This is a genomic window from Massilia sp. Mn16-1_5 (genome assembly GCF_004798585.1).
In the GTDB taxonomy this organism is placed as follows: Bacteria; Pseudomonadota; Gammaproteobacteria; order Burkholderiales; family Burkholderiaceae_D; genus Telluria.
Genome location: NZ_PPXQ01000003.1, coordinates 208,956 through 222,137 on the forward strand (window position 1 = coordinate 208,956; position 13,182 = coordinate 222,137).

The following is a 13,182-nucleotide window of genomic DNA, read 5'->3' on the forward strand; positions in this document are numbered from 1 at the left end:
CGAAATTGGACGCCGGCGCACCGGTTGAGGGGGGCGTAGAGACCGCCCGTAGGTCAGCTTTTTTGGCCGAACTGGATTGCTGCGACTTGCTGGGCGACGACCTGCTCGACCGCCTGGCGCAGGCCGATGTGGATCTGGTCGCCAGCCGAGGCAAGGGCATTGCGCACGACCGCATCGATCTGTGGCTGCAGCTGCGCGACAACGCGCTCGACGATGCGGCTTTCGAGCTCGTCCCAGTTCGGTTCGGGCTGCGGCTGCAGGGCTGCAGGTGCGGCAGCTTCGACTGGCGCCTCCGCCTCCGCCAATTCCTCCGCCACGGCAATCGCCGCTTCCGCCTCGGCCTGTCCAGCCTCGGCCGGCGTCACCACGGGCTCCAGCACAACTTCAGTCAACACGGGAATGCTGCTATCGAAGGCTGGATTCTGGCTCATGATTGTCCTGCGACGAAGTGGGTGAGCGGATAGGACTGCTTTTTATAGGCGACGTAGCGCTGGCGCCCGGCGGCGGCGTCGCTCTCGTCGGTGGAGATGATTTCGAACACGCGTGCGAACTGGGCAAAGGTGCTGGGCGTGCGGCGCGTGAGGTTGACCAGCATGTCGTGGTGCGGCAGGGCCGCCTCTTCGCTGGCGGTGATGATGATCGGGGTTTCGGGCGCAAGCGGATCGTCGGCCATCACATGCGGCAGGAAATCGATGTTCGACAGCGTCCACAGCGCCTCGTTCAGGGCCGCGGCCTGGGCGTCGTCCTCGGCCAGCAGGACGATTTTAGCCTTCGACGAGTAGGCCTTGCGCGCCAGGCGGCAGGCATAGGCGAGCTTGTCGGGGATATTGGTGTGAAAGTCGATCCGTGTCATGGATCAGATTGTAAACCGGAGGGACGAAAGGCGGTTGGTTTGCGTCGCTGCGCACCGGCGAACTTATCGCCGGTGCGCAGGTCTTCGAACGCTTACGCGTTCATGCCATTGTGGCGCAGCAGAGCGTCGATCGACGGCTCCCGGCCCCGGAAGGCTTTGAACGATTCCAGCGCCGGACGCGAACCGCCCACCGCCAGGATCTCGCGCTGGAAGCGCCGGCCCGTTTCCGCCGACAGTTCTCCACCGCCGGCTTCGATCGCTTCCTCGAAAGCGGCATAGGCGTCGGCCGACAGCACTTCCGCCCACTTGTAGCTGTAGTAGCCCGCCGCATAGCCCCCGGCAAAGATGTGGCCGAAGGAGTGCTGGAAGCGGTTGAAGGACGGCGGGATCAGTACCGAGAATTTACTCCGCACGTCGTCGATCAGTTCCTGCACGCTGCGCTGGCTGTTCGGATCGAAGTCGTAGTGCAGGTGCATGTCGATCAGCGAGAACTCCACCTGGCGCAGGGTCTGCATGCCCGACTGGAAGTTCTTTGCGGCGAGCATCTTGTCGTAGAGCGCGCGCGGCAGCGGTTCGCCGGTGCGGAAGTGCGCGGTCATGCCTTGCAGCACGTCCCACTCCCAGCAGAAGTTTTCCATGAACTGCGAAGGCAGCTCGACCGCATCCCATTCGACGCCCGAGATGCCCGACACCGACAACTCCTCGACTTCGGTTAGCATGTGGTGCAGGCCGTGGCCGAATTCGTGGAACAGCGTGGTGACTTCGTCATGCGTGAAGAGCGAGGGCTGCAGCTTGCCGTCGACGCTGGCCGGCGGCGTGAAGTTGCAGGTCAGATAGGCGACCGGCGTCTGCACGATGCCGCCCGTCGTCATGCGGCGGCCGCGCGCGTCGTCCATCCAGGCGCCCTGGCCCTTGCCGGCACGCGCGTACAGGTCGAAATAGAACTGGCCGACCAGCTGGCCGTCGCGTTCGATGCGGTAGAAGCGCACGTCCGGATGCCAGACCGGCGCGGTATCCGGGCGGATCTCTACCGAGAACAGCGATTGCACGACCTTGAACAGGCCCTCGATCACCTTCGGCTCAGGGAAATATTCCTTCACCTCCTGCGCCGAGAAGGCGTAGCGCTTCTCTCTCAGCTTTTCCGAGGCGTAGGCCACGTCCCAGGCCTGCATGTCCGCGATACCCAGCTCGTCCTTGGCAAAGGCGCGCAGCTCGGCGAGATCCTTCTCGGCGAACGGACGCGCGCGGCGCGCCAGGTCCTCCAGGAAGGAAATCACATGTTCCGGGCTCTCGGCCATCTTTGGCACCAGCGACACTTCGGCGAAGTTGCGGTAGTCGAGCAATTTCGCTTCCTCGTCGCGCAGTTTCAGCAGCTGGGCGATGTTCGAGCTGTTGTCCCATTTCTCCAGTTCGCTGAACACGGCGCCCATGTCCGAGGCCTTGGTGGCGCTGGCGCGATAAATCGTTTCGCGCAGCTGGCGGTTGTCGGCGAATTGCAGGACCGGGAAGTAGGAGGGGAAGTGCAGGGTGAACTGGTAGCCGCTCTTGCCGGCCGCTTCCGCCGCGGCTTTCGCTGCGGCCTTGGCGTCCTTGGGCAGGCCGGCCAGTTCGCTTTCGTTCTCGACGATCAGCTTGTAGTCGTTGGTGGCGTCGAGCACGTTTTCCGAGAAGCGCGTCGAAATCGCCGCATGCTGTTCCTGGATCGCGGCAAAGCGTTCCTTTTTATCCGCCGGCAGCTCGGCGCCGCCCAAACGGAAGTCGCGCAGGGCGTTCTCGACGATGCGTTGACGGGCCGGGCTCAGGCTGTCGTAATCGGCGCCGGCGCGGATGGCCTTGTACTTGTCGAACAGGACTTCGTTCTGGCCGAGGGTGGTCCAGAACTCGGTCACCTTCGGCTGGTTCTCGTTGTAGGTGGCGCGCAGTTCCGGCGTGTCGGCCACGTGGTTCAGGTGGTTGACGATGCCCCAGGCGCGGCCGAGACGCTCGGTCGCTTCCTCGAGCGGCACCACGAAATTGTCCCAGGTTACGTTGTCGCTCGGGGCTTCGAGCCTGGCGACGACGTCGGTGGCTTCCTTGATCAGTTGCTCGATGGCCGGCGTGACATGTTCCGGGTGGAACGAATCGAAGCGTGGCAGGCCCGAGAAATCAAGAAGGGAATTGCTGGTATCAATGCTCATGGTGTTCCTTCCAAAAGTGTTTATGCAACGCCAGGCTTTGGATCCATTCCCGTGGCCTGGTTCAGCACTTCCTGGCGTTTGCCGAGCACGCGCTCTGCGGACTCGACGGTATTCATCAGCAGCATGGTGATCGTCATCGGACCGACGCCGCCCGGCACCGGAGTGATGTGAGCGGCCACTTCGCGCACGCCGGCAAAGTCCACGTCGCCGCACAGCTTGCCGGCATCGTCGCGGTTCATGCCGACGTCGATCACGATCGCGCCCGGTTTCACCATGTCGGCCGTGACGGTATTGCGGCGGCCGACGGCGGCGACGACCACGTCGGCCTGGCGCGTATAGACGCCCAGGTCCGGCGTCGCGCTATGGCAGATGGTGACGGTGGCGTTGGCTTGCAAGAGCAGCAAAGCCATTGGCTTGCCGACCGTGTTCGAGCGGCCGATCACGACGGCGTGCTTGCCGCGCAGGTCCGTGCCCGTGGATTCGATCAGCTTCATGCAGCCGTACGGGGTGCAGGGGCGGAAGCCCGGCAGGTTGGCGACCAGTTCGCCGGCCGACAGTACCGAGTAGCCGTCGACGTCCTTGCTGGTGGCGATCGCCTCGATCACCTTGCTCGGATTGATATGGCGCGGCAAGGGCATCTGCACCAGGATGCCGTGGATGCTCGGGTCTTCGTTCAGCGCGGCGATGCGGGCCAGCAAGGCGGCCTCGGTGAGATCCGCATCGTATTTTTCCAGGACCGAGTGAAAGCCGACGTCGCCGCAGGCCTTGACCTTGTTGCGCACGTAGACCTGGCTGGCCGGGTCTTCGCCAACGAGGATCACGGCGAGCCCCGGTTGCTGGCCCGCGGCCGTGAGTTTGGCTGCGCGCTCGGCGATTTCGGCACGCAGTTGCTGGGAAAGTTGGACTCCGTCGATCAGTTGGGCAGGCATGGTGGGGCTCATCACTGGACAAAGATGAAATTATACGGCGCGCAGGGGGAATCACGCGGAATCGCGCGCCGCGCCGGCTGGTTCGTTGTCATATTTACAGAGTTGGTAGCGATGAGGTGCATGCGTATCCAGGGCGCATAGCTGGGAACCGTAAGGTGGGCGGGTCTCCTGCCCACGCTTTAACGGACGTATGAAACTCGCAGCGCCACTGGGCAGGCACCAGTGGAACGCGTGGGCGGCCAGCCGCCCACCTTACGGGTATGCCAGACATGGAGCGACAGTAAAAAAAGCCGGTCGTAGATGCAGTCCGCATGCGCAATTCCATATTATGAAATGATATATCGTAATTTGAAAAAGACCATTTCCACTGGTAGAATCGCATGGCTTAATTCTCATTACATGTTCATCAAAACCGCCGCCGGCGATCTGGAGATCGACGTGGGCCACGCAACCAAGGAGACGCACCAATGTCAGCTCAACTCGATCAGTTGACGGCCCAGGCCGCCAATGACCCCGATTCGCTTGAAACCAAGGAGTGGCTGGACGCGCTCGAAGCGGTCATCGAAAACGAAGGTACCGAACGCGCGCACTACCTGATGGAGCGCCTGGTCGACCTGGCGCGCCGCCGCGGCGCCCACATCCCGTTCTCCAGCAATACCGCCTACGTCAACACCATCCCGGCGCACCTGAACGTGAACTGCCCGGGCAACCTCGAATACGAAGAGCGCCTGCGCTCGTGGATGCGCTGGAACGCGATGGCGATGGTGGTGAAAGCCAACCGCGCCGACGGCGACCTGGGCGGCCATATCTCGTCCTTCGCCTCGCTGGCCAACATGCTCGGCATCGGCTTCAACCACTTCTGGAAAGCCCCGAGCGACGGCCACGGCGGCGACCTGCTGTACATCCAGGGCCACAGCTCGCCGGGCATCTACGCCCGCGCCTACCTGGAAGGCCGCATCAGCGAAGAGCAGATGCTCAACTTCCGCCGCGAAGTCGACGGCAAGGGCCTTTCGTCCTACCCACACCCGAAACTGATGCCGGACTTCTGGCAGTTCCCGACCGTCTCGATGGGTCTGGGCCCCTTGATGGCCATTTACCAGGCGCGCTTCCTGAAGTACCTGCACGCCCGCGGCATCGCCGACACGGCGAATCGCAAGGTCTGGGTCTTCTGCGGCGACGGCGAGATGGACGAGCCGGAATCGATGGGCGCGATCGGCATGGCCGCGCGCGAGCAGCTCGACAACCTGGTCATGGTCGTCAACTGCAACCTGCAGCGCCTGGACGGTCCGGTGCGCGGCAACGGCAAGATCATCCAGGAACTGGAAGCGGACTTCCGCGGCGCCGGCTGGAACGTGGTGAAAGTCATCTGGGGCTCGCAGTGGGATGCCCTGCTGTCGAAGGACAAGGACGGGATCCTGCAGCGCGTGATGATGGAAACCGTCGACGGCGAATACCAGAACTACAAAGCGAAAGACGGCGCCTACGTGCGCAAGCACTTCTTCGGCAAGCATCCTGAGCTGCTGAAGATGGTCGCCAACATGAGCGACGACGACATCTGGCGCCTGACCCGCGGCGGCCACGATCCGCACAAGATCTATGCGGCCTTCAAGAACGCGCAAGAGAACAAGGGTTCGCCGACCGTCCTGCTGGTGAAGACCGTCAAGGGCTTCGGCATGGGCAAGTCGGGCGAGGCGCGCAACACCGCGCACCAGACCAAGAAGCTGGACGACGAGGCGATCCGCGAAATGCGCGACCGCTTCAACATTCCTATCCCGGACGACAAGCTGGCCGAGATCCCGTTCTTCAAGCCGTCCGACGATGCGCCTGAAATGAAGTACCTGCACGAGCGCCGCGCGGCCCTCGGCGGCTACCTGCCGCAGCGCCGCCAGAAGGCGGACGAGCAGCTGGTCGTGCCGCCGCTCGAATCGTTCAAGGCCGTGCTCGAGCCGACCGCGCCTGGCCGCGAGATCTCGACCACGCAGTCCTACGTCCGCGTGATTACGAGCCTGCTGAAGGACCCGAGCCTGGGCCAGCGCATCGTCCCGATCCTGGTCGACGAATCGCGTACCTTCGGCATGGAAGGCCTGTTTCGCCAGATCGGCATCTTCAACCAGCAGGGCCAGCTGTACGAGCCGGTGGACAAAGACCAGGTCATGTACTACCGCGAAGACAAGGCCGGCCAGATCCTGCAAGAGGGTATCAACGAAGCGGGCGGCATGAGCTCGTGGATCGCCGCGGCGACGTCCTACTCGTCGAACAACCGCACGATGATCCCGTTCTATACCTTCTACTCGATGTTCGGCATGCAGCGCGTGGGCGACCTGGTCTGGCTGGCGGGCGACATCCGTGCGCGCGGCTTCCTGATGGGCGGCACCGCCGGCCGCACGACGCTGAACGGCGAAGGCCTGCAGCACGAAGACGGCCACAGCCACATCATCGCGGCGACGGTCCCGAACTGCCTGCCGTACGACCCGACCTTTGGCCACGAAGTGGCGGTGATCATCCGTGACGGCCTGCGCCGCATGGTGGAAGAACAGGAAGACGTGTTCTACTACATCACCATCATGAACGAGAACTACGAGCAGCCTGGTCTCACCGCCGGCACCGAAGAGGGCATCCTGAAGGGCATGTACCTGCTCAAGAAGGGTGGCGAAACGGAAAACCGCGTCCAGCTGATCGGCTGCGGCACGATCCTGCGCGAATCGATCTTCGCCGCCGAACTCTTGTTGGCCGACTGGGGCGTCGCCGCCGACGTCTGGTCCGCACCGTCGCTGACGCTGCTGGCGCGCGACGGCCAGGATTGCGAGCGCTGGAACATGGTCAACCCGGATCTTGAACAGCGCGTGCCTTACGTGACCTCGCTGATGCAGGACACCACCGGCCCGATCGTGGCGACCACCGACTACATGCGCATGTTCGCCGAGCAGATCCGCGCCTACATGCCGAAGGACCGCACTTATAAGGTGCTGGGCACCGACGGCTTCGGCCGCTCGGATTCGCGCGTCAAGCTGCGCGAGTTCTTCGAAGTGAACCGTTACTACATCACGGTTGCCGCGCTGCGTTCGCTGGCCGACGAAGGCAAGATCGATCGTTCGATCGTGGCCCAGGCGATCGCCAAGTACGGCATCGATGCGAACAAGCCGAATCCTGTGACCCAGTAATTTGCTCGTGACTGCGTGCCTGCCTGCTGGTGGGTGCGCGTCAGTGCACGCATACAAAAAATAACGGAGCTAACACTATGAGCATTGTGGAAGTCAAAGTCCCGGACATCGGCGACTTCAAGGAAGTCGAAGTCATCGAACTGATGGTGAAAGTCGGCGATACGATCAAGGTCGACCAGTCGCTCGTCACCGTCGAATCCGACAAGGCCAGCATGGAGATCCCGTCCAGCCATGCGGGCGTGGTCAAGGAATTGAAAGTCAAGGTCGGCGACAAGGTCGCCGAAGGTTCGCTCGTGCTGATGCTCGAGGAAGCGGCAGGTGGCGCCGCTGCCGCGCCTGCACCGGCTGCTGAAGCCGCGCCTGCGGCTGCACCGGCCCCGGCACCCGCCGCTGCTGCACCGGCGCCTGCGGCCGCTCCTGCGCCGGCACCGGCACCAGCACCAGCACCAGCACCAGCACCAGCACCAGCCGCTGCACCAGCCGGCGATGCAAGCAAAGCCCACGCATCGCCATCGATCCGCAAGTTCGCGCGCGAACTCGGCGTCGACCTGTCGCGCGTGCCGGGCACCGGTCCGAAGAACCGCATCACCCAGCAGGACGTGCAGAACTTCGTCAAGGGCGTGATGTCCGCCGGCCCGACCGCCGCCGCACCAGCCAAGGGCGGCTCCGGCGTGGGCCTGGACCTGCTGCCATGGCCGTCCCTCGACTTCTCGAAGTTCGGCCCGACCGAACTGCTGCCGCTGTCGCGCATCAAGAAGATCTCCGGCCCGAACCTGCACCGCAACTGGGTCATGATCCCGCACGTGACGACCTTCGACGAAGCCGACGTGACCGACCTGGAACAGTTCCGCGTCGATTCGAACGCCGCGCTGGCCAAGCAGAAGTCCGCCGTCAAGCTGACCATGCTCGCCTTCGTGATCAAGGCATCGGTCGCCGCGCTGAAGAAGTTCCCGCAATTTAACGCCTCGCTGAGCGAAGACGGCGCCAACCTGATCCTCAAGCAGTACTACAACATCGGCTTCGCGGCCGACACCCCGAACGGCCTGGTGGTCCCGGTCGTGAAGGATGCCGACAAGAAGACGGTGTCGCAGATCGCCACCGAGATGGGTGAGCTGTCCGCACAGGCACGCGAAGGCAAGCTCTCGCCTGCCAACATGCAGGGCGCGACCTTTACGATTTCGTCGCTAGGCGGCATTGGCGGCACGGCCTTCACGCCGATCATCAATGCACCGGAACTGGCGATCCTCGGCCTGTCGAAGTCGGCCATGAAGCCGGTCTGGGACGGTTCGACTTTCCAGCCGCGCCTGATGCTGCCGCTGTCGCTGTCCTACGACCACCGCGTGATCGATGGCGCCGGCGCCGCACGCTTCGCCGCCTACCTGGCCGAAGTGCTGGCCGACCTGCGCAAGACCCTTCTGTAAGGAGCGCCGAGCATGAGTACTGTTGAAGTAAAAGTCCCGAACATCGGCGATTTCAAGGACGTCGAGATCATCGAGCTGATGGTCAAGCCGGGCGACACGATCAAGGTCGACCAGTCGCTGGTGACCGTGGAGTCGGACAAGGCCTCGATGGAGATTCCGTCGACCCACGCCGGCGTGGTGCAGGAACTGAAAGTGAAGGTCGGCGACAAGGTGAACGAAGGTTCGCTGCTGCTGATGCTGGACGAAAGTGGCGCGGGTGCTTCGGCTCCTGCTGCTGCACCGGCCGCCGCACCAGCTGCTGCGCCTGCCGCGCAAATCGGCGCACAGGCTGTGGCGCCGACCGCCGCTGCCGGTCCGACCGATTCCTATGCACCGGCCCATAAGGCCGATGCCGCCGCGCCGAACGCGGTGCCGGCACCGAACGCCGCCAGCTACAGCGGCCAGGTCGACGTCGAATGCGAAATGATGGTGCTGGGCGCTGGCCCCGGCGGCTACTCGGCCGCCTTCCGCGCCGCCGACCTCGGCATGAACACGGTGCTGGTCGAGAAGTACGCCACCCTGGGCGGCGTCTGCCTGAACGTGGGCTGCATCCCGTCCAAGGCGCTGCTGCACGTGGCGCACATCATGGACGAGACCGCGCACATGGCCGATCTGGGCGTCAGCTTCGCCAAGCCCGACGTCGACATCGACAAGCTGCGCGCCTACAAGGACGGCGTCATCAAGAAGATGACCGGCGGCCTGGCCTTCATGGCCAAGGCGCGCAAGGTCAACGTGGTGCAGGGCGTGGGCCAGTTCCTCAGCCCGAACCACATCGAGGTGACGGGCGCAGACGGCGCCAAGAAGGTCGTGAAGTTCGCGAAAGCGATCATCGCCGCCGGCTCCGCGGTCGTGAAACTGCCCTTCGTGCCGGAAGACCCGCGCATCGTCGATTCGACCGGCGCGCTGGAACTGCGCCAGGTGCCGAAGAAGATGCTGGTCATCGGCGGCGGCATCATCGGCCTGGAAATGGCAACCGTCTACTCGACCCTCGGTGCGCGCATCGACGTCGTCGAGATGATGGACGGCCTGATGCAGGGCGCGGACCGCGAGGCGGTGAAAGTCTGGCAGAAGTACAACGCGCACCGCTTCGACAACATCATGCTGAAAACGAAGACCGTCGGCGTGGAAGCTCTCCCTGAAGGCATCAAGGTGACCTTCGAATCGGCCGAGGCAGGCGTAGCCGCACCGGAACCGCAGCTGTACGACCTGGTGCTGGTGGCCGTCGGCCGCAGCCCGAACGGCAAGAAGATCGCCGCCGAAAAGGCCGGCGTGGCGGTAACCGACCGCGGCTTCATCGGCGTGGATGGCCAGATGCGCACCAACGTGCCGCACATCTTCGCCATCGGCGACCTGGTCGGCCAGCCGATGCTGGCCCACAAGGCGGTCCACGAAGCCCACGTCGCAGCGGAAGCCGCGCACGGCGAGAAGGCCTACTTCGACGCCAAAGTCATTCCGTCGGTGGCCTACACCGATCCGGAAGTGGCATGGGCCGGCATCACGGAAGACGAAGCCAAGCAGAAGGGCATCAAGGTCGAGAAGGGCCACTTCCCGTGGAACGCCAGCGGCCGCGCGGTCGCCAACGGCCGCGACGAAGGCTTCACCAAGCTGCTGTTCGACGCCGAGACCCACCGCATCATCGGCGGCACCATCGTCGGCACGAACGCCGGCGACATGATCGGCGAGATCGCCCTCGCCATCGAGATGGGTGCCGACGGCGTCGACATCGGCAAGACGATCCACCCGCACCCGACGCTGGGCGAGTCGATCGGCATGGCGGCCGAAGTCTACAAGGGCGTCTGCACCGACCTGCCGCCGGCACGCAAGCGCTGATCGGCACCGCTTCGTCATCACCGAAACCGGAACCGCGAGGTTCCGGTTTTTTTTCGCGTGCAGCAGGCGGGCGGGATTGCTGGTCTAATATCCCTTTCGCTGGGGCGGCCTGCCCCGTCCGCCATCCTGTACCTGAAAACAAAGGAGCATTCGACATGTCCATTGGATTCATCGGCCTCGGCGCCATGGGCCGTCACATGGCCGCCAATCTGCTGCGCTCTAACCAGCCGGTTCACGTCTGGAATCGCGACCCGGCCCCAGTCCAGGCGCTGGCTGAACAGGGCGCCAAGGCGGCGGCCACTGCCGCGGAATGCGGCATCGCCGACGTGGTGTTTACCATGCTGTCCGACGACCATGCCACGCGCTCGGTGCTGGTCGACGGAGGCGTCCTCGATGCCATGGCCCCCGGCAGCATCCACGTCAACATGGCCACGGTCTCGGTCGCGTTTGCGCGCGAGATGGCGGCGCTGCATGTGGCGAGGGGCGTCGGCTATGTCGCCGCGCCGGTACTGGGCCGGGTGGATGTCGCCGCGGCGGGCAAGCTCAATATCCTGGCCGGCGGCAGCGACGAGCTGATCGCCCGCGTGCAGCCGCTGCTCGACCTGATGGGACAGAAGACCTGGCGCTTCGGCGAGGCGCCGGAACAGGCCAACGCCGTCAAGCTCGCCTCCAACCTGACCCTGGCCTGCGCGATCGAGGCCATGGGCGAGGGCGCGGCGCTGGCGGGCAGCCATGGCGTGCAGGCCGCGGGTTTCATCGACCTGATCACCAGCACGCTGTTCGCCGGCTCGCCGGTCTACAAGGGCTATGGCGCAATGATTGCGGAGGAGCGCTACAGCCCGGCGGGCTTCAAGCTCTCGCTGGGCCTGAAGGACGTCGGCCTGGCCAACGACGCTGCCGAAGCGCAGGGCCTGCGCCTGCGCTTCGGCTCCGTGCTGCGCGAAACGCTGCAGGAAGCCGTGGCGCGCGGCGATGGCGACCTCGACCTGGCGGGGCTGGCGCGCATGTCGAAGCCGCCGTCGGCCTGAACGGGTGCTAGCGGTGGGCCGGGATCATCGCCCCACGGCGCTCGCCGCTCCTGTGCCGGCGCTCGCCCGTCACCGCCGGCTCGCCTGCCTCGTGTTCGAGCATGGTCCGGTACAGCACTCCCGCCAGCGAACCGCCCAGCAGCGGTGCGAGCCAGAACAGCCACAGCTGTCCGAGCGCCCAGGTGCCGGCAAACAGGGCCGGTCCCGTGCTGCGCGCCGGATTGACCGAGGTGTTGGTCACCGGGATGCTGATCAAGTGGACCAGCGTCAGCGCGAGACCAATGGCCAGCCCGGCGAAGCCGACCGGTGCGCGCGTATGCGTGGCGCCGAGGATGACGAGCACGAACATGAAGGTCATCACGACTTCGGTGATGAGCGCGGAGCCGAGCGCATAGCCGCCCGGCGAATGTTCTCCGTAACCGTTGGCGGCGAAACCGGCCGTGGCGTCGAAGCCCGGCTTGCCGCTGGCAATCGCATACAGCACGCCCGCGGCCGCGATGGCGCCGAGGACCTGGATCAGCACGTAGGGGCCGATCTGCTTGGCCGGGAAGCGTCCGCCGGCCCAGAGCCCGACGGTGACCGCCGGATTGAAGTGGCCGCCCGAGATCGGACCGAGCGAATAGGCGGCGGTCAATACCGTCAGCCCGAAGGCGAGCGAGACCCCGGTCAGGCCGATCCCGACTTCGGGGAAGGCGGCGGCCAGCACGGCGCTGCCGCAGCCGCCGAGCACGAGCCAGAAAGTGCCGATGAATTCGGCGATCAACTTGCGCAACATGGCTACTCCTCCAGGAAATGGCAGGGAGCGGCGCGGCCGGCAATCGCGCCCGCACCGCCATTCCATTCTAGGCGCGGGGCCGCTGGACGCCAGCCGATTCGTACAGCAGCCCGCCTGTCGCCCGTTCAGCAATTTTCTTGTTGTGGTTGACCGCAGCCGCGCTATGATGGACGGGCACAATGCGTGTCACAGGAGACTGACATGGAAGAGCATGGCACTGAATATGTCGGGACGCTGTTCGTCCTGCCCGCCTCGCGGGCCTTCGAGTTCAACACGACGCTGCACGGCCTGCCGGTCACGCTGACCGGGACGGTGGCGCAGCACCTGGCGGCGCAGTTTGCCGGCAACGATGCGGCCGGCGAGCACATCGACGTGCGCCAGCTGGCCGTGCAGCCGCGCCGGGTCGAGATCCTGACCCGCGACGTCCACGAGCGGCACCGTGCGCCGCGCAAGGTGCATTTCCTGATGCGGGTACTCGACAGCGGCGTGCAGCCGGCGCAGCAGGACGCGTCCGTGACTGCCTGACCGCTTTCGGCTCAGCGCAGGCGCACGCTGGCCGTGGCCGGCGTTTCTCCGACCTCGATGGCGGCGTCCTCGAAGCTCGGCGGCCCGAACTTGCCGCGCGCGTCGCGGCTGAAGCCGTAGGCTTCCTTTGGGATGCCGATCAGGTTGCGGTCGAGTTCATCGTTGCCGTTTTTGTCCTGGTAGGCCAGCACGGCCCAGGTGCCGGGCGGCACGTCCTTGACCGTGACGGTCGTTTCCCCGGCCTGGGCGGGTACCGAGGCGCTGTAGGCGCATTGCTTGAGGAAGCGCGCCTTGTCGCAGACGGCGACGTTCACTTTTCCCTTGGCCGTGACGCCCGAGACACGCACCTCGACAGTCGAGGCCAGGGCGGTACCGGCTGCCAGCGACAGGGCAGTGGACAGGATGATGCGGGACAGCTGTTTCATGTAGATTTTCCTTGTTCTG

Annotated in this window: 11 protein-coding genes; 5 read left to right on the forward strand and 6 right to left on the reverse strand. The window is 64.9% G+C overall.

The features are described from left to right. Positions 1 to 53 precede the first annotated feature (53 nt). The 4 genes from C2862_RS04730 to folD all read right to left on the reverse strand — a co-directional run bounded on the left by C2862_RS04730 (position 54) and on the right by folD (position 3,959). Positions 54 to 431 carry a hypothetical protein gene (locus C2862_RS04730; protein WP_136218955.1) on the reverse strand — a complete coding sequence of 126 codons (378 nt, stop codon included), beginning with the start codon at positions 429 to 431 and terminating at the stop codon, positions 54 to 56. Then, positions 428 to 853 (reverse strand): DNA polymerase III subunit chi, encoded by a 426-nt coding sequence (locus C2862_RS04735; RefSeq protein ID WP_136218956.1) that lies wholly within the window; start codon positions 851 to 853, stop codon positions 428 to 430. The genes C2862_RS04730 and C2862_RS04735 overlap by 4 nt, the downstream gene beginning before the upstream one ends. A 92-nt stretch (positions 854 to 945) precedes the next feature. Then, positions 946 to 3,030, reverse strand: a complete 2,085-nt coding sequence (locus tag C2862_RS04740; protein ID WP_136218957.1) for a M3 family metallopeptidase — start codon at positions 3,028 to 3,030, stop codon at positions 946 to 948. A 20-nt stretch (positions 3,031 to 3,050) separates the two neighbouring features. Beyond that, complete coding sequence (gene folD / locus C2862_RS04745) at positions 3,051 to 3,959, reverse strand: bifunctional methylenetetrahydrofolate dehydrogenase/methenyltetrahydrofolate cyclohydrolase FolD (RefSeq protein ID WP_136218958.1); 909 nt, start codon at positions 3,957 to 3,959, stop codon at positions 3,051 to 3,053. Between the two features lie 467 nt (positions 3,960 to 4,426). Between folD and aceE the strand changes: the two genes are divergently transcribed. The 4 genes from aceE (at position 4,427) to C2862_RS04765 (ending at position 11,438) form a co-directional block, all read left to right on the forward strand. Continuing rightward, positions 4,427 to 7,120 carry a pyruvate dehydrogenase (acetyl-transferring), homodimeric type gene (gene aceE / locus C2862_RS04750; protein WP_136218959.1) on the forward strand — a complete coding sequence of 898 codons (2,694 nt, stop codon included), beginning with the start codon at positions 4,427 to 4,429 and terminating at the stop codon, positions 7,118 to 7,120. A 77-nt stretch (positions 7,121 to 7,197) separates the two neighbouring features. After that, positions 7,198 to 8,541: a dihydrolipoyllysine-residue acetyltransferase gene (aceF, locus tag C2862_RS04755; protein ID WP_136218960.1), complete on the forward strand. Its 1,344-nt coding sequence runs from the start codon at positions 7,198 to 7,200 to the stop codon at positions 8,539 to 8,541. 12 nt (positions 8,542 to 8,553) lie between these two features. Beyond that, the gene (lpdA, locus tag C2862_RS04760) at positions 8,554 to 10,410 is read left to right on the forward strand and encodes a dihydrolipoyl dehydrogenase (protein WP_136218961.1); all 1,857 of its coding nucleotides are present in this window, start codon (positions 8,554 to 8,556) and stop codon (positions 10,408 to 10,410) included. Between the two features lie 155 nt (positions 10,411 to 10,565). Continuing rightward, a complete protein-coding gene (locus tag C2862_RS04765) occupies positions 10,566 to 11,438 on the forward strand; it encodes an NAD(P)-dependent oxidoreductase (protein ID WP_136218962.1) in 873 nt (290 codons plus the stop codon). A 7-nt stretch (positions 11,439 to 11,445) separates the two neighbouring features. Here C2862_RS04765 and aqpZ read toward each other — a convergent pair whose 3' ends face one another. Beyond that, positions 11,446 to 12,213 (reverse strand): aquaporin Z, encoded by a 768-nt coding sequence (gene aqpZ / locus C2862_RS04770; RefSeq protein WP_136218963.1) that lies wholly within the window; start codon positions 12,211 to 12,213, stop codon positions 11,446 to 11,448. A gap of 201 nt (positions 12,214 to 12,414) precedes the next feature. Here aqpZ and C2862_RS04775 point away from each other — a divergent pair, with 201 nt between their 5' ends. Next, positions 12,415 to 12,738, forward strand: a complete 324-nt coding sequence (locus C2862_RS04775) for a hypothetical protein (RefSeq protein WP_136218964.1) — start codon at positions 12,415 to 12,417, stop codon at positions 12,736 to 12,738. 11 nt (positions 12,739 to 12,749) lie between these two features. On the opposite strand, the gene C2862_RS04780 is transcribed toward C2862_RS04775, so the two are convergent. Further along, the gene (locus tag C2862_RS04780; protein WP_136218965.1) at positions 12,750 to 13,163 is read right to left on the reverse strand and encodes a DUF2141 domain-containing protein; all 414 of its coding nucleotides are present in this window, start codon (positions 13,161 to 13,163) and stop codon (positions 12,750 to 12,752) included. Between the last annotated feature and the right edge of the window lie 19 nt (positions 13,164 to 13,182).